Source organism: Priestia abyssalis, from assembly GCF_002019595.1.
Taxonomy (GTDB): Bacteria; Bacillota; Bacilli; order Bacillales; family Bacillaceae_H; genus Bacillus_BA; species Bacillus_BA abyssalis.
Genome location: NZ_KV917369.1, coordinates 2873659 through 2893856 on the forward strand (window position 1 = coordinate 2873659; position 20198 = coordinate 2893856).

Genomic DNA, 20198 nt, shown 5'->3' on the forward strand with positions numbered 1-20198 from the left:
TCAGATCCCTCCCACGAATCGTTTATGATTCAACACATTGTTCGGGTCCACCTTTTCTTTAATCCCTTTCAATAGGAAGAGAGACGATGGAGTTTCACCCCACACATTGATTTTTTGACGGAGCGCCAGAGGCAAATGTTTCACAATGACGTAGCCGCCGAGTCGTGTAACAAAAGCCCTTATTTGAACGATAGCCGATAGGATATCATCACTCGCTCCTTTTAAATGGACCTGGCATAATCCATGCCCTAATCCTCCATGCGCTTGTGCCGCTATATTATGGGTATCTTGTAAGAGCTCGATTTCTTTCATGACATGAAGAACGTCCAAATTCACAACACCGATTTTTAAAGATGCCTCCGTTTCTTGACTGATTTTACTTGCCGTACCATTCGGAGAGATTTTATAAAACTCATTCCAAAAGACTTGCGCTTCTTGCCTCGAAAGGATGGTCATCGTTGTATTGGCAGGCTGGATTCTTTTCACCAATTCCTCTTGATAATGGACAGAACTTTCGACATCCTCAAAACTGATCGCCAATGCGGCACTCTTTTGACCTATGAGTCTTTCAACGAGCGAGGGACTCAGAAGCTCCAGCGAAACCGGCTCCATTGCCGAGTCTAACAAGGTGACGGCAAATGATCGAACCTCCTCTGTGTTTCCTTCAGGGAAGGATAAGAGAACGAGACTTTCATATTTTGGCAGCGGACGAAGCTTCACCGTTATTTCCGATATGACCCCGAGAGTTCCCATGGAACCGATAAACAGCTTGTTCATATCATAGCCAGCCACATTTTTAACGACTTTCCCGCCAGCCCGAATAATGGTGCCGTCCGGGTACACCATTCTCAACCCGATGACCACGTCACGGGCAGACCCATACCCAAGGCGTTTTGGCCCGCTTTCATTCGCCGCAATGACCCCGCCGATTGTCGTCTCTTCCGGCCAGGAAGGATCGAGAGAGAGCTTTTGGTTATGGGAGGCTAAATACTCCTGCAATTCGCGAAACGGAGTACCCGCTTTCACCGTTAAAGTCATGTCCCCGACCGTATGTTCCACAATCCCTTTATAGTTTGACAGCGATAGTAAAATATCGGCCTGTTCCGTCATGCCGCCAAATCCTCGCTTCGTGCCGCCGCCTTCAATTGATATTCGTTTCCCATTTCCGTTTGCATAAGTTAAGATAGCGGCGATTTCTTCTTCTGTTGTTGGATATACGATGACTCGGCCGCCGTCTCCAAGCGGATGACTCTCTTCCTCTTTCATGTCTGCTTCAGGTAAAACAGCCTTTAACTCTATTAACAGCTCTGCTATGGCCAAACAAATCCCTCCGAACGTTTCGTAATAGCAAACATCGTTTCTGGAATTTTGCAAAAAATAGGCATTTATCAATCTCTTGATACCACTTTTACCTTACGCCCTTGATGATTGCCCCAAAATACTAACCTGCAACATTTCTTCTACATAGTTTAAGTGTTCGATCATCGCCTGATTTGCTTTTTGGGGATTTCCTGTTTTGATGGATTCATAGATTTGGTTGTGCTGTTTGATAATCGTTTTTACTGTGTTTTCATTTTGTTGAATGTATTGATGAAAATTCATCATCGCTTTTTTCGTCGCGGTCGAAATAAACTGCATCAACTGAATCATGATTTGGTTGCCGCCCGCTTTTACAATGGCCATATGAAATTGATAATCTGCTTCCCATCCGTCAACAGATTGACTAGAAACGTTTTCTTTTATAAGCAGCAAATCCTCATCTGATCGATTTAAAGCCGCCATCTCGACGATACCCGTCTCTAATATTTTCCTTACTTGAAACAGTTCACTAATATCTTTTGAGTTTGGAAGCAATAGATGATGTGGAAACCATTTCGTAGAATCAAATTCACAAACGAAGGTCCCTTCTCCCTGCTTGACCTTTACCATCCCTTTTCCCTTTAATGTCGTGATAGCATCACGGACGGCAGAGCGCCCAACATCAAATAACTCACAAAGCTCCCGAACGGAAGGAAGCTTTTCACCCGCTTTGAACATTTCGGTTTCAATCAGCTTTTCGATTTGCTCGGCAACGGAATCGGATACCTTCTTCGGCGATATTTTCTCTACATTCACACCTTCACCACTTTCCTTTTCAGACATCACATATCTGATATGTTATATGTTTACCATTATTAAAACATTTTTGGTAATTTTTTTCAATTAATTTTTAGAAAATTATAAATTTAATTATTTCTTGTCAATATATTTCTTTTTCTCCCACAAAAGGCACCAGCCCTCTCACTCATTCCACATTTTGTTTAATCGGTCTTCTCCAGGCAATAACGGATAAGAATGAATTATTCACATCTTCAAATGCCCTGAATAAGATGCCATGTAATAGAATTTCATGAGTAACTATCGAAATATATGGAAAATGATTTTCACAAAGAAGAGAGATTAGAAAAGCTTACAACTTGTCATGTATGTAAACCTGTTTTTTGTAGTAGGATGGCACTTACCGTATCGTATAGGGGAGGAAAAGATTAATATGAAAAAGAAAATTGAATTAGCTCTGCAAAAAGATCAAAAGAACGCACCGCGCCTTAGTACAAGAATTCATTATCCTTACTCAAACGCGAACATTGATGAATTGATTCAGGAACAGCTAAGCGAATTGCTCATTCATAAGGAGGAAGCCGCTAATCAAAAAGGAGAGTTGGAAAATAAATTAAGAGAAATACAAAAGGAATACGCTCGCATGGAGCTTAAACATCAAGAAAAATTTGAGATTATCCAGGAGGGATTAGAGCAAACACATGCCTCGATGCACACGGTTAATCAACAATCAGAAGCCAATTATGAAAGCATCAAAAGTCTTCAAGAAAAACTGGACGGCATGATAAGTGAACTGAACGAAACGAAACATCAATTCACGCTCTCAAAAAATAACTTACAATCCTGCCTTAAAATCTTTCATGATGCAAACATAAGAATGGATGAAATTGAAAAAAACCTTTCCAAAGTGACGGATTATTTCAATGAACAAAAGAAAGAACAAAGGAAAGAAAAAAAGAAGGAATTATCCATACGTAAAACGAACAAAGAAGCTGAACGGAAAGATAAAGAAGTTTAGTAACACTAGATTTCCATCTGCGAAATGGATATAACACGACAGACTATAAAATGCTAAACAATGGATGAAAACTGATAAAATGAAAATGGGGTATGGCTCCGTTATTCAAACGTTGCCATGCCCTTTCTCATTGTTTTTACTTCCCTATTCAGGCAGTTCTTCCCCATAACAAAAATCCTCCTCCAAACTTGCAATACAAAAGGTGAACCTTCAATCAGGCTCACCTTGAATAAATAATATTTAGCTTTTTTATGTGAAGTCCCTATCCTCCGAATGCATCGAGAATATCTTCCACTTCTCTTAAATCCACCGGCTGCGATTTCATGTCACGGTTTTTAGATAGAATGGGTTGTGGAGAGAAGTTCCTTGGCACATATCCTCGTTCTATCATCTTTTTAATTTCTGACAGTTCCTGCAGAATTTCCTCATTCATCCCTTTTTCTGCTTTCGGCTTTAAATACTGATTGAGGGCCGAGAAAATAAAATCGACAAGTGTGCCGTTATTCGTATGATATTCGATTTGCTCCTCGACTTTTGGTGATACTGGACGGGACGCACCCGTTTTCACATCAATGAACTCGTCAGGAACAGTTAGAGCGATTTTATTGATATAATCGGTGTAGGTTTTTGACATAGCCCATCACCCTCTAGTAGAAACTAAATCGGACACAATCCCGTGCTGCTTCTTCATTTGGTTCATTTTCGCCAAAATCATGAGCCCTAGAACGTTTAGTTTTTCCAAATTTTCAGGGAACATCAATTCGATCGGACGACCTCTTTCCGTCCATTTCACGGCTGCTTCCTGAATTTGTCTTTGTGCAAGTTTAGCCGCTCCTCCAACCGCAATGTATCGAGCTGCACCTTTAATTTCATTTGAACCGCTTCGTACCCGGTCGAAGTGCTCAAGGTATTTCATCGCCATCGATCTTAACTGGGGAATGACATATTTACTGATATCTTTTTTGACACCAGCAAACGGTTCGACGTACCATTCAGACGGACCCGCAGCCAATTTTTCCTCCAGCTCCGAACGAGAATCGAATTTATACAGTTCATTTTTACTAACTTTTTGAATGATATGATCAAGAAATTGGTTGATTCCGAATGGTTCACCCTCTACGGACGCCACAGGCTTATTGTTTTTAATGCCTACGAAATCAACGGAGTCTCCACCCAAATCACCAATGATTACACCTTTAGCGGAATCTTTCACCAGGGAATCATCTTTAATCCCAAGCGTATCCTGGTCACGCGTTAATCCTAAATAGGCGCATGCTCCTTCCGCCCCGACAATCACATCATTGATTTTGAGCTTGACGACCACTTCTTTCGGTTCGGGGATACCGGGTACTTTATGCAAAATAACGGTATGTGTTCCGATTAAACGCTGCTTGAATAGTTCTTTTTTCTCCTTATATTGTGTCGTCGGCAGCGAAACCGCCAATTGATCTAACTCATAACAAAGTTCGGCGTCTTGAGGATTGAACGAGACCGCGTGATAGGCTGCAATACCAAAAAGAAGAATATAGGTGCGATCCTCATCCACTTTTTGATTATTAAAAGAAGTTAAGCTTACATTCCTTTGCCTTGCGGCCGCCTTCCCCACGTAATAAATCTCCCGCTTATCAACGATTGCCTGACTTTTGACCTCGACAATTAAATTTTCTTCAAGGACTACATCTTCTTCATCATATGGTTTTTCATAATACTGATCATCAAATAATGCAAGGGCATTGGGCATTTGATATTCACTTATAACGCCATTGTCAGAAGCCAGCACTTTATACCAGCTGTTCCCTATATCAACGGCAAGAAAATTACATCTTTCCATCTTACCCACCTCCTGTTGAATCTTATGCATCTCGGTATTTAACTGGTGCAAGTACCCAGTCATATTTAGTAAAACGACTGGTTGCCATTTCAATATTTTAACTTCATTTCATTTGGGAAAATCCGCGTTTACCTTGATTCATTCACCCATGCTAAACCGTTTTATTCGCATAGGATAAACTGTATCAGAAATTACAAGGAGGAATTTAGAAATATGAAAAGAGATAAAGATTGTATCGATCTTAACGAATCTGCTGTCGTCAGCGAGTGTGTGAATGACCCTTTCGAGGAAGGTGATATCGTCGTAACTCCACCAGGACCAAGAATTTTGAGAGTCCCTGTTACACTGGCAGAACTGACTGTCAGAACCAATCTCGTTGCCAATATTCATTTTCCAGATCCTGTTCTTGAAATCAAAGCCATTAAAAAGAGAATCAAAATTGTTCAGTGCCGTCTTTTGACTCCTGGAATTCCAGAAAGAGGTAACCCTTTCCGCCGAATGGAAATTCCATTGCATATAAGAGGATTCGTGCGTAAAAATATTCAATACGCAACTCCGTGTCCACATTCAACAGCTTCATGTGTATCTTCTGAAATACGCTCCCTTACAGTGGATGTTCCTTTCGAATGTGTAACGACAATCCGAGCACGCGATTTTCTCACACCGCCACAGCTGCCGACATTAAATACAAGCGATGAATTCGACTTCTTTAGAGCTCAAGATTTGGGCCCTGGTTTCCCTGAAAAAGATCAGCTTCTCTCAAGCGATCTTTCCCAATTCCATCAAGTAAGCACTCAATTCTACAATCAACTTCCTTACTGTGAACTATTGGCAAGCCGCATGACAGGATGGGATGAGGCTGTAGACCGTGAACCGCTGCCAGAAGGCGGTCCTTTCGAAGAAGGAACATTCTTTACTGCAGTTGAGAAAATATTCTTAGAGTTCGATATTAAAGTACTGCAAAATCAACAAGTACGTGTTAGATCTTTAGGTCCAGCTGATGTTGCTGATGTTGCTGATGATAAACACTGCTGCTGATGCAGAGGAGTTAAAACAACCTTCCAGCTTACTTAGCATGGAATAAATGGATTCGATAACGGCATTATCATAGCAATGTCCTACCAACGACATGCTATGATAATGCTTCTTTCTTTTTTAGGCTATGTGAGAGTCCAGCTTTGATTTTCGTTCCACTCATATATTTATTCCATTTTTTCGAATTTGACATTAATTTCATTTTTTCTGTTTATTCGTATTCATTTGATGTCATGAATATTTTTTTCGAATGAATGAAAGCAGATATATAAAGGATTCATTGGGTATATGCCCTAAAATTCCGCGAGTGCTTATGGGCATCCGCCCATACATAGTCATTTGTACCGCATAAGATGCATCATCTTGATTTTTAGGGGGAGCATGAAATGTCCGATTCATATAAACATAAAAAAGTAAGTCATGATGGTAACAATTCCATTCATTCTTGTGAAAACAAACCGCATTGCCCGCAAGTTTCTATTGGTAAAGTTTATACAAAGGTCCCTATTGTTTTAGCCGAACTGACTATACAAGTGAATATGGATGCCATGATCAACTTTCCAGAACCAGTATTGGAAATTAAAGACATTAAAAAACGAGTGAACTTGACTCAGTGCCGCTTGTTACTGCCGACAAACAAATTGTTCGTGAAAGGATTTGTCCGAAAAAATATTCAATATGCGAGCCCATGTAAAGAAATTGAACCTAGCACTTCCACAACGGTCTCTTCCGATTTACATTCCTTCACCGTTGATATTCCGTTTCAATGTGTGACTGAAATCAAGAAATTCTTAACCAAACCAGTTATGCCGAAAACGAATAACCGTGAGGAATTTGATTTCTTCGTTTCGAAATCATTGCCTTCCGGTTTTCCTGAAAAGGATGACCTGCAGACGAGTGATCTTTCTCAATTCCATCAGACGAGCAGCCAATTCTATAATGAACTGCCTTTTTGTGAATTGGTTTCCAGCAAAATTATCGAATGGGATGAAGCGATTGATCGAATCCCTCTTCCGGATTCCTCACCGCTTGGAGAAGGATATTTTTCAACGATCGAAGAGAAAATGGTGCTTGATTTTACGATAAAAGTTCTCCAAAATCAGCAATTACGCGTATGTTCTACAACAAATGACGATTATGATGATTATGATGATTGCTATGACGACTGCGATTGCTATGATGACGACTGTAAGTGATTGATTTGCAGAGAAAAACTTGCGGGGGGATATACTGATTTGTTTTGGTATCATCCCTTCCCTTGTTTTGCAGGACTCTTTCGTCCAATCCAGACATGAACCCAATCCTGTATCTTCCATTAAAATATAACAACATAAAAATAGTAGAAAGGAGGGAAACGGAAAGGATGCTTGATCAAAGAGCGCCTTCCATTGCGAAATGAACAATGAGAAGAAAAATGTTCAACATTCATTTGCCAAAAAGATGTCTGCCCCTTTAATTTTTTCTCCTCCAAAAGTGACGGGATACCAGCAAAAACAAATGGAAATGGAAGAAGAAATGAACAGTGACCACCCTGAAAATGAGGAAGAAACAATCCAAACAGAGGATGAAGCAACAACAGATGATGCCTCTGAAACTGAGCAGCGAAAAAAAGAGTTAATGATGAACTTAATGGAAGCAATGCGTTTACAACAACTTGCTGATTATAATCGTTGTTTTTATCAACCAAAGAACAGAAATGGATCATTCTTTTATTTTGAGACAGCCAGCGACGAAGACGATGATGCGCCAGAAGATTCCGCCATCGATTCGCCGGTAGAAAAAGAACCCGTTTTTTCTGGTGAAAAACGAAACGAACAAGCAGATGATTTCTTAGTGGAAGCCCTCCTCACACATAACTCAGAAGATGACGAATTATTCCATGACTCATCTTCAATGGAAAAAAAGGCGTTTACTTCCGGAGAATTTTATGACAACGATTTGACTGCCGGCGATTCACAGAGAGAAACGGAATTTAGTTTCGATGATGAAGATTTACTTAGAGAAGGAAAGGCTGTTTTAGAGGAGGCCATTCAAGAAGACTTTATTGAGCAAGACTCGGAAGATAACGAATCCTCCTATGATCGTTACCCACTTGATGAGGAAGAGTTCATTTCCGATGAATGTGTCGAGGAAGACCTTGCTGCTGTCGATTCACGGGAAGAAACAGAATTTGCTTTTGATGATAGCGACCCGTTTGAAGAAACGAAGGGTGTTTTAAAGGAGGCCATTCAAGAAGAAGACTTCATTGAGCAAGACCCAGAAGATGACGAGCCATTTCATGAACCTCACTTTATACAGGAAGACGAATTTATCTCCGAGGAGTCTTACGAAGACCTTTCTGCCATCACCATCGATTCGCTTGAAGAAGATGAATTCGTTTTTGATGATAAGGATCCGAATGAAGAAGCGAATGATTCTCCATCAATCGAGAGAAAAAACGGCCCTTACGAAATGGGATATCAACAAGATGAACCTAGAAAAGAAAAGCACCGCCAAGGCCTGCCAAAATCAGCATTCCTCCCTGATGGTTCCAAGAAAAATCGCCTCCCCATCGCCAAACTTCCTGTATTGCTTGCAAAAGCTGACATCGATCTCGATATTTTCGATTCCTTTGATTTGCCAGCGCCCATAGCCAACTTAACAAAAAGTGACTGGACCGCTCATTGTTTGGAAGGACGTGTTCTCCTTCCTTCAACGACCGTCTTTCTAAAAGGCGTCCTAGTGGCCGATATCGAATATGTAAGTGATATGTCAACACATTCTATGCAAACGACAAAACTCCAAATCCCATGGAAAACAACCATAAAGGTTGATTGGATTTACCCTCCCCTTATGCCAAGCAGCAGTCACGGAGAATATATGTTTCAATATTCCGGGGGCAAGGAACCAGGGTTTCATCGCGAATATCATGAACAGTTCGCCGAACAAGTTCAATTTGAGCTGCAAAGCGTCAGACACGTATGGACTGAGGAGCTAGTATCCCCAGCAGGAACGCCAAAACTTCTTATTCAAGGAAGTGCCAGCTTATCTATCAATCTTCTGCAGCCGCAGTATATAGAGCTTGACTCACGTTGAAAATGGTATGTATAGAACTCAGTCACGGAAGGCCAACATTCCCTTCTGTGACTGAATTTTCTGGAAAGGACACATCATGACATTCGGCAAAATTAAAAGGTGGCATAGCAATCTTTTCAATTGATATTATTTTTCATCTTGGTGGGTGGATTTGCTGGTCAGCCCCCAGCTTTTAACTTTTCCTTTTAGCCATTCCTTCTATTCATGCGCTTTCTAATGGCGTCCGGCATAGTTGCCTTAGCTGGTTACTCAGCATTTGTTCGGGAATCACCAGTATTTAGACTCTTCTAGTTTGCAGCAGTCTGATGGTTAATAATACTTCCATCTTCTCCGTAAGTTTGTTGAATCGTCCAAAACGGTCGAAGTCTTTCGGTAAGTCGAATTCAAAAACGTCTCCAGCAAGTAGTTTACATCTAATTGGCTCATTAAAATCCTCATTTGATTCGCCACCAAATCGGCAGCGGTCTCCCTCATGACCATTTTTGGCAATAAATCTACGTTCTTGACTACCTAAAGCATTTTTGTCGCTTGGATCGAAAGTGATAGTGTCAATAGTAGGATCTTCTACCCGCAGGTTGCAGTGAAAAGGAACATCTACGCTAAAATCACGCACAAATCCGCTGCAAGCTTCGACATATTGAATATTTTTGTGCACGACACCTGTGACAAATAACTTTATGATATCAGAGTTAAATTGAGATGGAAAGGCTTCACACTGTTTTAATGAAACATTTTTACGCATATATTTAATTTCTCGTGCCGGTGTAGGAAGGTCAACATCCGCTTCGACAAGTGCTTGCACCCTGACATCTGCCACAATGACTTCTTGCTCGATCGACCCTGCGTTTTCAACGTTATCCACAAAACAATCTGTTGCCTTTACATGTGCAAAACCACAATGAGGTGCTGGCGGGCAGCCATGATGGTCGTTACAGCCACAGCCCGTATTTTTTTTCATATATTTCACTCCTTTATATATTTAAATCAAAAGCAATCAGAAGCAAATGATTTGACTCGTTCATTTCCTTCTTTCTTTTGACTTACTATTTTATATGCTTGAACACCCTCATCGGTATAGACTATTGCCGATAGACAATCACCCTTTTTTAGTTTAGGAAAAATAAGCGGCAATGGATGTCTCCATCTATGAGCTCAACGTCCCGCAATGTGTTAACATTTTCGCAGGACCATTTCCAAACTATCAGGCTCCGCGGTGAAATAGAACTTATGGAAAGCCCTGTATCTTACTTAAAATCCATATTCGTATAAACACATTTGTTATAATAAACATGATTAGTGCGAGAAAAAAAGGCGACGATGACTCACATGATGATAGTTTGCTAGGTCGTTAAAGCAAGATGACTTGATCCAGCGTTGGATCAAGTCATTTTTTCAGGCTATCAAAAGCATCGGCAACTAGCATCCATGCTTTTGATAGATTATTTAAACAGACTTAAAACAATTTCAATCTATTAGCAGCAACCTTTATTTTATCTGCCGTATCTGCCATATCTACCATAGCCATCATATTTGTCGTGTTTGTCGTGGTCGCATTTATCAAATCTATCGCATTTATCGCATTTATCGCATTTGTCGCATTTGTCAAAGCATTTGTCATGTTTATCGTCTTTATCGCAGTTTAGAAGAACAAAATCTTTGAACATTACTACATGCTCGATCAAGTTTTGGGGTTCATCAACAGCAGTAGCGTTAAAAATAACACAGCCTTTATCACCTTCCAGGACGGTTACACGTACTTCGTATGATTCTACGGCCGATATATTGGCAAAGAATTGCTGTGTTTTACCCGGTGGAATACAAACTTCATTTGTGGGGTTTACAGTAACAGTAGTTGCACAAGCAGATAGTCCACATTGAGTCAATATCCCGTCTTCTAGCCCGGCAGATCGTTCAGGATCACCCCAGTTAAACACTTCCACTTTAACACGAGCAGGACATTTACCATAGTTCGTGACAGACACCCATAACTCTTGCGCAATTATACTTTCGTTTCTGTCTTCATTCACAATAACACCAGAAGTATAGACTTTTTTAAACATATTATCTCTCCCTTTCTATATTGAATTAGTTAGCCGCATTGACATGCACTAACTTAATATTAAGATATTCTGGAATCTAGCAGATGACTGGGGAAATATACTAGCTTAAAAAAATGTGCGCTTTCTATATAAATAGAATAAACGGATTATCGTCACTATAAGTCGATAGTTTACATGTAACACTACTCTCTGAACAGAGAAAATCCCGCTGACTAATTCACGTCAGCGGGATCGGTTCATTATCTTAGCAGCCTATTCCTGTCTATCGTTTAATTTTAATATAGGTGGACACAATAGAAAATCTCGACGACAGACTTACGGTTGTTCTTCCTTATTAAGTGACCCGTTCGTTTGATTATTTAAGCCATATACACGCCGCTCTCCCGAAAACGGAACCAGCTCGATTTCCTTTGCGTCTCCCGGCTCAAAGCGGACGGCCGTTCCCGCAGGAATGTTTAGGTGCAGGCCGAATGCTTTCGCACGCTCAAACTCGAGAGCGGCATTCACTTCAAAAAAGTGAAAATGGGAACCTATCTGAATCGGACGGTCGCCGCGGTTGGTGACCGTGATCGTCACCACCTCTTTTCCTTCATTGCAAAGAATCGGCTCTTTTTTCAGGACATACTCTCCCGGTTTCATTCTTTTAACCTTCCTTTCTAGCGAATCGGATCGTGGACGGTGACAAGCTTTGTTCCATCCGGAAATGTCGCTTCGACTTGAATGTCAGGAATCATTTCGGCGATTCCTTCCATCACATCTTCCGACGATAAAATGGTCGTGCCGTATTGCATCAATTCTGCCACACTTTTCCCGTCGCGTGCCCCTTCCATAATTTCATATGTAATAATGGCGATCGCTTCCGGATAATTGAGTTTCAGACCTCTCTTCTGGCGGCGGCGCGCCAAATCCGCCGCCACAACAATCATCAGTTTTTCTTGTTCCCGTGCTGTTAATCGCATGATACTCTTCCTTCCTACCTTTCTTTCAATCTATACAACTAAATATTTCTCGATATCATGAACATTTAAAGAGGATGTTTCCCCTTCTGCGACAATCGTTCCTCTGTCCATGACATATACATAATCCGCGCATTCCATCGCCAAATCGACGTTATGTTCGACGAGGACGATGCCTACATTTTTTTTGTTTAGCGATTTGAACAATGACATCTTGAATGAGCTGGACGATAGAAGGCTGAATTCCTTCCATTGGTTCATCCAAAAAGATCAATTCCGGTTTGCTGACAAGCACCCTGGCGATGGCGAGCTGCTGCTGCTGACCGCCGCTTAAATCACCCCCTTTACGATGAAGCATATCCTTCAAAACTGGAAACCAGGTATATACTTCCTCTGGAATGTCCCTTTTCTTCGAGCCTCGGGGAAGAGCCTCCAACCCGAGCAGCAAATTTTCCTCTACCGTCAGCGTTCCAAAGATGTCTCTTCCCTGCGGAACATATCCGATGCCCATTTTTGCCCGTTCATCCGGCCTTAACCCGGTGACATCTCCTTCATTCCATTCTACTTTTCCTTCTTTTTGCTTCAATAGCCCGACAAGCGTTTTAACGAGAGTCGTTTTCCCGACACCGTTGCGTCCTAATACAGCGACAACCTGGCCCCTTCCAACACGGCAATGAACATTTTGCAGCACAATGCTTTCGTCATAGCCCGCTGCTAAATTGGAAACCGTCAGCATGCGCGTTCACTCCTTCCTAGATATACCTCTGCCACGACCTCGTTTTGCTGGATTTCTTCCATGGAACCTTCACACAATACTTTTCCTTCATGCATGACGGTCACTTGCTTGGAAAATGTGCGGACAAAATCCATATCATGCTCGACGACAAGGACCGAACACATTTTAGAAATATCATGAATCAGTTCTCCCGTTTTCTCGCGCTCCGCTCCCGACATTCCGGCGATCGGTTCATCAAGCAGCAGCACACTCGGCTTTTGCATAAGCTGCATGCCAATTTCCAGCCATTGCTTCTGCCCGTGGGCGAGTGATCCTGCCTGTTTATGGGCCTCATCTTTCAATGCAATTTTTCCAAGAACTTCTTCCAGATCCCGCCTTGATTCCCCATTCATCTTTGCCGTTAACGAAGACCATACATTCCGCTTTTGCTTTAAAGATAATTCCAAATTTTCATACACAGTCAGCTGGGAAAAGACCGACGGCGACTGAAACTTTCTTGCAATACCCGCCCGTACGATTTCATGCTCCTGAAGCTTCATGATGTCTTGATGCTGTGAAAACACAACTTTTCCATCGGTCGCCTTCGTCTTTCCGCAAATAACATCCAAAACGGTCGTCTTTCCTGCGCCGTTAGGTCCGATCAAAAAACGAACTTCCTGTTCATGAACTTCCAAATTCACGCCCTTTAACGCTTTAAATCCATCAAAATCTACGATAACGTTATGACACGACAGTATCGGCTTCATTCGCTTTCTCCTCGCTTCCTGATTGTTTTGTCGGACATATCCTTTGCTTCAACGATTGGAACACACCAACTAAGCCATTCGGCATGAACAGCACGACGATAATGAACAGAGCCCCCAGGAAAAACTGCCAAATATCCGGGTATGTTTCACTGAAGTACGTTTTGGCGCTGTTTGTTAGCAAGGCGCCGATGACGGCCCCGATAATGGAGTTCCTTCCGCCAACCGCGGCCCATAACACCATTTCAATGGAAGGAATAATCCCCATCATTGCAGGGGAAATGATGCCGACCTGCAGAACGAAAAGTCCTCCCGCCACTCCCGCGAACGCGGCAGAAACGCAATAAATGAACACTTTATACGCCGTTGGATTATATCCTAAAAAGCGTACCCGGTTTTCTCCGTCCCGAATGGCGACCAATACACGGCCAAAACGGTTTTTCGTAAACCAGATGGATAAACCGACGACCAAAGCAAGCATAGCGACCGTGATGAAATAAAGAATTTGCTGGGTGAAAGGCGACATTAACGGGAACTGAAACACGGTCGCAAAATTCGTTAAACCGTTCGTTCCACCCGTCACTTCCTGCTTACCAATGAACAAGGTAACGAATACGACGACAACCGCCTGTGAAATAAGGGAAAAATACACACCTTTAATCCGGTTTTTAAACGTAAAATATCCTAAAAAGGCAGCAAGCAAGACCGGTATGAAAATAGTGGCAGCTAAAGCAAAGACCGGACTAGCAAACGGTTTCCACAATAACGGCAGCTCCGTGACACCGCTCCATTCCATAAAATCGGGCAGCCCGCTGGCGGAACCCTCCAGCTTCAAATACATCGCCGTGCAATAGGCACCTAGCCCAAAGAACACGCCATGCCCAAGGCTTAAAATACCGGTATATCCCCAGATAAGGCAAATCCCCACCGCCACAATGGCAAAGCAAAGGAATTTAGCGAGCAAACTCAAGCGGAACTCCTGTAAAAACAGGGGGGCACAAAGCAAAAATGCAAATAAGATATAATAGCTGATGGCTGAAGTTTTTTTCATTTTGCTCCTCCTTAATCAAGCGCTCTCGTCCGGACAGTAACAAGTCCTGACGGCTTCCACTGTAAAAAGGCGATAATCAAAGCAAACACGATCACTTTCGCCATCGTGGCACTTGTGCTGTACTCTAAAAACGTACTGATAAGACCGATACCAAGCGCACCTATAATCGTCCCCTTCAATTTTCCAACCCCTCCTAAAATCACGACCATGAACGCATCGACAATATAATTCGTTCCGATTGTCGGTCCAATTGGTCCAAGCAACGTTAACGCAGAGCCGGCAATTCCGGCAAGTCCGGAGCCTAGTGCAAAGGCAGAGGAATCAACTTTCCTCGTCGAAATACCAAGACATGAGGCCATCTGGCGGTTCAACGTAACGGCATTCATTCTGCGTCCCGCTGCCGTACGGTACAAATACACATGCAAGCACACGACGCATAATACAACGAGGGCAATAATAAACATCCGTTTATACGGAAAAATCATTCCCGCTATTTCCATCCCCCCCTCCAGCCATGACGGGGATGTAACCGCGACGTTCGGAGCGCCGAAAATCGATCTCGCCGCTTGCTGCAGCATGAGGCTCACTCCCCATGTCGCAAGCAAGCTATCAAGAGGGCGGCTGTATAAAAAGCGAATCATCGTTTTTTCCAACACCCAGCCAATCAACCCTGCCACTAAAAAGGCGAGAGGGATGGCAATCAAAAAATAGTAATCAAATAGATTCCCAGGCAAATAGGAAGCGGCTCCCTGCTGCACAACATACGTCACATACGCTCCAATCATCATAATTTCCCCGTGGGCCATGTTAATGACATTCATTAGCCCAAACGTAATCGCAAGACCAAGCGCAATCAAAAGCAAAATCGAGCCGAGGCTGACTCCATTGAAAAGCTGACCGAGTATCATCGACATCTGTTCGTCTCCTTTCTATGCAATCTTTTTTGTTAAATAACAAATAGGGGAATGATGCCCACTCCCCTATTTGTTGTTACGTACTCTTTATTGATGGCTAAGTCCTTTTGCCCAATCATACCCTTCCAAATACGGATCCGGCTTGATTGGTTCACCGGAATTCCATAATTCACTGATTTGTCCATCTGCTTGGATTTCTCCAATTCGGACCGTTTTCCACGTATGTTGATTGGCCCCTTCTACTTTAACGGTGCCGCCCGGTGCTTTCATTTCGATGCCGCCGGCCGCTTCTTTCACTTTTTCCACATCGAACGATCCGGCTTTTTCAACTGCTTCTGCCCATAAGTGAACAGCAAAATAAGCGGCTTCAATCGGGTCATCCGTCACACGGTCTTCTCCATATTTCGCTTTATACTTTTCGACGAATGCTTTGTTTTCAGGTGTGTCGGTCGTCTGGAAATAGTTCCAAACAGCAAGGTGCCCTTCTAAAATGTCGCCGCCGATGCCGCGAATTTCTTCTTCGGCAATACTAACCGACATAACCGGAATGTCTTTCGGAGTGATGCCTGCATCTTTTAATTGTTTAAAGAACGCTACGTTACTGTCACCATTTAATGTATTAAAGATGACATCCGGCTTTGCGCTCTTGATTTTGCTGATGAGCGTACTGTAATCTGTATGACCAAGCGGTGTATATTCTTCAGCGACTAATCCTCCGCCTTCCGCTTTCAATTGCGCTTTAATGATTTTATTCGCCGTACGCGGGAACACATAATCGGAACCAATCAAGAAAAATGATTTTCCTTTATTTTCAAGAAGCCAGCTCACCGCCGGAACGATTTGCTGATTCGTTGTCGCTCCTGTGTAGAAAATATTCGGCGATGCTTCCATTCCTTCATATTGAACCGGATACCAAAGCAAACCTTTGTTTTGTTCTACGACCGGAAGCATCGCTTTTCGGCTCGCGGAAGTCCATCCGCCGAAAATGGTCGCGACCTCATCTTTTTGCAGCAGCTTTTTCGCTTTTTCTGCAAATGTCGGCCAATCGGATGCACCATCTTCGATCACAGGCTCAATTTGTTTACCAAGCACACCACCCGCTTCATTGATTTCTTCGATTGCCATCAATTCTGCATCACGAAGGGAAACCTCGCTGATGGCCATTGTTCCGCTTAATGAATGAAGCACTCCTACTTTTACACTGTCCCCTGAAGCGGCTTCCTCTTTTTGTCCTGAATTGGTCGCTGCCGGTTCGGTTGAATTATTGGCGGCACATCCGCCCAACAACAAGGACAAGCTCGCTGCCACAAGCATCCATTGTTTTTTCCATATGAATGGTTTTGAAAATGCGTTTCTCATTGTAACACCCCTTATCAGATTCCAATTATGTGTGATATAATGAGAACAAGGCATATGTATGCTGACCATTTTATGCCTGTTCTATCAAAAGCTTCTCACTGCCATGAGAGGCTTTTTTTATTTTTCATCCATACACCCCCTTAGTTATGTATATTTACACTACATGTTAATTTTTCTAACATTTAATGATAGTTAAATTATATAAAATTTTCTGACAAAATCAAGAGTATTGTGAAAATTTTACCTATTTTATTTGTGAAAACGATAACAATTCGCTTTTTCTATTTTAAAATGTTCGCTTTTAACTCTTCCTTTACTCTAAGTAAGCAACGGTGTTAAGTATCACAAAATGATTCTTGTCAGAAATATTGACACACCTTTCCCCATCACCCTGCTCTTTTTCTCTTTTCAATAAACATATCGGGACATTTTATTAACTTCACCATGATAACAAAACATTCCAATCATCAAGCAAAGACATGCTTTTTTACGTACCAATTGGGCAAAGCAATCATACGATAGAGTAACAAAAGTGGGCTTATGCCCGAAAGGAGTGAATGACATATGCTGTCAGAGAACGTTCTTCCTGCACACTGCGTTCGGGTTCCGAAAATATTTGACTGGATAAACAGGTCCACACTCATCAAATTGAAGGAAATCATTCAGCTCGATCAGGAAACAGAGACTGATCGTATTTCCTGCAATTTTCATGATATTAAACGTACGAATTGCTATTTATCCGACCGTAATGGCCATCCTTCTCGATGTACTGCCAGCTGCAAAGAGCTGACGTCGCCCGATGATCGCACAAATATTCAGATCATGATCCCAGATGGCAAATTAGTAACATTGCAAAGAATCGATTTATTGAAACAAGGATTTGTGACGGTACAGTTTTTTAATCGAAAAGGACAATTATGCCTCCAATCCGTGTTTCCGTTCTCCGGAGTCGAAACCGTGTTGTTATGTGCTCCGCCCGGCACGGACATCCATTGTGAAATCACCGAAGTTGATTGTAAAGCACACCTGCTTCCCCCAATCGTTGAACAGTCGCCGTCCATTGATGTAGGAATCAACATCCTGCTATGCCAAAGCATCGTGTCGACGGCAGATGTAAAAGTTGAATTAACGGGAACAGCTTGCAAACCGCGGGAAGAATCCACCATGAATGATACCTCTCCATTGCCTCCTGAAGCATGCCCGGTTTTTCCAGAAGAAAGGGAGTGACCTAGTTCCTTACGGGTCACTCCCTTTCAAAATGACTCTTTTCTTAAACTAATGATTCGGCCCCTTGTTCAATAGTCCATTAGCTGTCTGCCTTCTTTTCGCTATACATAATTTCATTCCAATATAAAAAACTATAGGAAAAGCGCTCATACGAGGTGAATATGAAAACATTCGCGACCAGACTCTTATTATTGGCATTATGTTTATTCCTTTTTACTGCTTGTTCCTTTCAAGATATCGCCGACATCAATAAAATGGATGTCCAGAAACTGCTGACGGCCGAAAGCACAGTCATTTATGACAGTGAGGGTAACGTTCTAGACACATTATTCAAAACGGTTCCGCGAACAAATGTCAGTCTTGATACGTTGCCCGATTATGCGAAAATGGCATTTGTCGTGACAGAAGATAAACGGTTTTATGAACATTTCGGTGTGGATATACGCGGGATTTTCCGCGCCCTTGTGACGAATATCGTGGAAAGGCGTAAAGCGGAAGGCGCCAGTACCATCACCCAGCAACTCGTCCGGAATCTGTATTTATCGAGAGAAAAGACGATCAGACGAAAAGTGGATGAAATGATCTTAGCCGTTGCCCTTGAACGAAAGCTGACGAAGGATGAGATTTTGGAACTTTATGTGAACCAAATTTATTTCGGAAGCGGCACTTACGGAATCGGAGCGGCAACAAAGCTTTACTTTGACAAAGAAGCGAAAGACCTGTCTATTTCTGAAGCCGCCCTGCTCGCAGGACTTCCAAAAGCACCGAGCAAATATTCTCCCGCCAATGATGCAGACTTGGCACAGGAACGGCGCAATATTGTATTGGATCTCATGTACGAGCAGAAGGTTATTTCGAAAGAAGAGTGGGAAACAGCAAAAGAAGAAGACGTTCATGTTCCAGACGTCCCCGTAAAAGAATCGAGCCCTTACCAAGCCTTCATTGATGCCGTAACGGAAGAAGCGACAGAAACGTACAACATTACCGAAGAGCAGCTGTATCGCGGCGGATATAAAATTTATACCGGGTTTGAAAAAACGTTACAAGATGCCGTCAACGACACGGCAGACGGTTATCGATTCGCAGAAGACTGGTCAGATCAAAAAGTCGAAATCGGCATTGCGGCGGTGTCCCCTGAAACCGGCTTGATCCAGGCGTTATACGGCGGACGTGATTATACACCAAAAAGTTTGAATCATGCCGTCATCCCGTATCAACCAGGTTCCGCAATCAAACCGCTCGCCGTCTACGCACCTGCATTGGAAACGAATGTATGGAATCGGTCTTCCACACTTATTGATGAACCGAAAACCTTCAGTGATTATGCACCGAAAAATTATAACAACCGCTATCACGGCGAAGTGTTGATGGAAGAAGCGGTCGCCCGTTCATTGAACATTCCAGCCGTTTCCTTATTAAGCGAACTCGGCGTCAATCAAGGGTTTAATTTTATTAAAAAGAGCGGAATCGACTTGAAAGAAGAAGACAAAAATCTCGCCTTAGCTCTCGGAGGAACAGCAAGCGGCATCTCCCCCCTCCAATTTGCGCAAGCATATACGACTTTTGCCAACGGCGGCATCATGACTGAAGCAAGAGTGATTGAGCGTTTCGTAAAGCCTGATGGACAGACAAAATCCCAGCAAAACTCGAAAACGCTCATGACGGCAGAAAACGCGCAGGAAATGACAGACATGTTACGAAGCGTCGTCGAAGAGCCGTATGGAACCGGTCGAAAAGCACGCTCGACAAACGTGAAAATCGCCGGAAAAACAGGCACGACCCAGCTGAGCGAAACAAATCTTGAAGCCAACAAAGACGCCTGGTTTGTCGGGTACACGGAAGATACCGTCATGGCGGTCCATGCCGGCTTTGACCGTCCCGATGACGATCACTATTTAAAAAGCAGCGGCGGCGATGCGCCGGCCATTATGTTTGGAAACATTATCGATCGATGGGAATAAGCTGCTTGGCTTCTATAATAAATCGATTTAGAAATTCGACATGACCAAAAAGCGGCCATGCCAAATTTGCTAGACCTTTGCGGGTCCATTCAAGTGGTCTGGATAACCAATTGTGAATCCTTTTTGTTGGAATGA

18 protein-coding genes and 1 pseudogene are annotated in these 20198 nt (G+C 42.6%); 6 read left to right on the forward strand and 13 right to left on the reverse strand.

Annotation, left to right across the window (positions count from 1 at the left end):
* Complete coding sequence (locus tag BK575_RS13745; protein ID WP_078414786.1) at positions 1-1266, reverse strand: FAD-binding oxidoreductase; 1266 nt, start codon at positions 1264-1266, stop codon at positions 1-3.
* Positions 1267-1413: 147 nt separating this feature from the next.
* Positions 1414-2115 carry a FadR/GntR family transcriptional regulator gene (locus BK575_RS13750; RefSeq protein WP_078410878.1) on the reverse strand — a complete coding sequence of 234 codons (702 nt, stop codon included), beginning with the start codon at positions 2113-2115 and terminating at the stop codon, positions 1414-1416.
* 415 nt (positions 2116-2530) lie between these two features.
* Here BK575_RS13750 and BK575_RS13755 point away from each other — a divergent pair, with 415 nt between their 5' ends.
* Positions 2531-3115, forward strand: a complete 585-nt coding sequence (locus tag BK575_RS13755) for a hypothetical protein (RefSeq protein WP_078410879.1) — start codon at positions 2531-2533, stop codon at positions 3113-3115.
* Positions 3116-3377: 262 nt separating this feature from the next.
* Here the strand turns inward: BK575_RS13755 and BK575_RS13760 are convergent, their stop codons facing one another.
* Together BK575_RS13760 and BK575_RS13765 are read right to left on the reverse strand one after the other, a co-directional pair.
* Positions 3378-3749, reverse strand: a complete 372-nt coding sequence (locus BK575_RS13760) for a hypothetical protein (protein WP_078410880.1) — start codon at positions 3747-3749, stop codon at positions 3378-3380.
* A 6-nt stretch (positions 3750-3755) separates the two neighbouring features.
* Positions 3756-4946, reverse strand: a complete 1191-nt coding sequence (locus BK575_RS13765) for a ParM/StbA family protein (RefSeq protein WP_078410881.1) — start codon at positions 4944-4946, stop codon at positions 3756-3758.
* Positions 4947-5159: 213 nt separating this feature from the next.
* On the opposite strand from BK575_RS13765, the gene BK575_RS13770 reads away from it, so the two are divergent.
* From BK575_RS13770 to BK575_RS13780, 3 genes are all read left to right on the forward strand, one after another.
* A complete protein-coding gene (locus tag BK575_RS13770; protein ID WP_078410882.1) occupies positions 5160-5984 on the forward strand; it encodes a CsxC family protein in 825 nt (274 codons plus the stop codon).
* Positions 5985-6367: 383 nt separating this feature from the next.
* A complete protein-coding gene (locus BK575_RS13775) occupies positions 6368-7177 on the forward strand; it encodes a CsxC family protein (protein WP_078410883.1) in 810 nt (269 codons plus the stop codon).
* A 199-nt stretch (positions 7178-7376) separates the two neighbouring features.
* Positions 7377-9056, forward strand: coding sequence for a hypothetical protein (locus BK575_RS13780; RefSeq protein ID WP_078410884.1), 1680 nt, complete (start codon positions 7377-7379; stop codon positions 9054-9056).
* Positions 9057-9333: 277 nt separating this feature from the next.
* Here BK575_RS13780 and BK575_RS13785 read toward each other — a convergent pair whose 3' ends face one another.
* The 9 genes and pseudogenes from BK575_RS13785 to urtA form a co-directional block, all read right to left on the reverse strand.
* Positions 9334-10014 (reverse strand): CsxC family protein, encoded by a 681-nt coding sequence (locus BK575_RS13785; RefSeq protein WP_078410885.1) that lies wholly within the window; start codon positions 10012-10014, stop codon positions 9334-9336.
* 532 nt (positions 10015-10546) lie between these two features.
* Positions 10547-11116, reverse strand: a complete 570-nt coding sequence (locus BK575_RS13790) for a hypothetical protein (RefSeq protein ID WP_078410886.1) — start codon at positions 11114-11116, stop codon at positions 10547-10549.
* Positions 11117-11431: 315 nt separating this feature from the next.
* Positions 11432-11755: an urease subunit beta gene (locus tag BK575_RS13795; RefSeq protein ID WP_078410887.1), complete on the reverse strand. Its 324-nt coding sequence runs from the start codon at positions 11753-11755 to the stop codon at positions 11432-11434.
* Positions 11756-11772: 17 nt separating this feature from the next.
* Positions 11773-12075, reverse strand: coding sequence for an urease subunit gamma (locus tag BK575_RS13800; protein ID WP_078410888.1), 303 nt, complete (start codon positions 12073-12075; stop codon positions 11773-11775).
* Between the two features lie 30 nt (positions 12076-12105).
* A pseudogene (urtE, locus tag BK575_RS13805) lies at positions 12106-12808 on the reverse strand (urea ABC transporter ATP-binding subunit UrtE).
* The gene (gene urtD / locus BK575_RS13810; protein ID WP_078410889.1) at positions 12802-13554 is read right to left on the reverse strand and encodes an urea ABC transporter ATP-binding protein UrtD; all 753 of its coding nucleotides are present in this window, start codon (positions 13552-13554) and stop codon (positions 12802-12804) included. The pseudogene urtE and the gene urtD overlap by 7 nt, the downstream one beginning before the upstream one ends.
* On the reverse strand, positions 13529-14602 hold the full coding sequence (urtC, locus tag BK575_RS13815) for an urea ABC transporter permease subunit UrtC (RefSeq protein ID WP_078410890.1): 1074 nt from the start codon (positions 14600-14602) through the stop codon (positions 13529-13531). The genes urtD and urtC overlap by 26 nt, the downstream gene beginning before the upstream one ends.
* 11 nt (positions 14603-14613) lie before the next feature.
* Positions 14614-15516 (reverse strand): urea ABC transporter permease subunit UrtB, encoded by a 903-nt coding sequence (gene urtB / locus BK575_RS13820; RefSeq protein ID WP_078410891.1) that lies wholly within the window; start codon positions 15514-15516, stop codon positions 14614-14616.
* Positions 15517-15603: 87 nt separating this feature from the next.
* Positions 15604-16830 carry an urea ABC transporter substrate-binding protein gene (gene urtA / locus BK575_RS13825; RefSeq protein ID WP_204524907.1) on the reverse strand — a complete coding sequence of 409 codons (1227 nt, stop codon included), beginning with the start codon at positions 16828-16830 and terminating at the stop codon, positions 15604-15606.
* 609 nt (positions 16831-17439) lie between these two features.
* Here urtA and BK575_RS13830 point away from each other — a divergent pair.
* Both BK575_RS13830 and BK575_RS13835 read left to right on the forward strand, forming a co-directional pair.
* Positions 17440-18102 (forward strand): BMQ_0737 family morphogenetic spore coat protein, encoded by a 663-nt coding sequence (locus tag BK575_RS13830; protein WP_078410893.1) that lies wholly within the window; start codon positions 17440-17442, stop codon positions 18100-18102.
* 161 nt (positions 18103-18263) lie between these two features.
* Positions 18264-20063, forward strand: coding sequence for a transglycosylase domain-containing protein (locus BK575_RS13835; RefSeq protein ID WP_078410894.1), 1800 nt, complete (start codon positions 18264-18266; stop codon positions 20061-20063).
* Positions 20064-20198: the final 135 nt, after the last annotated feature.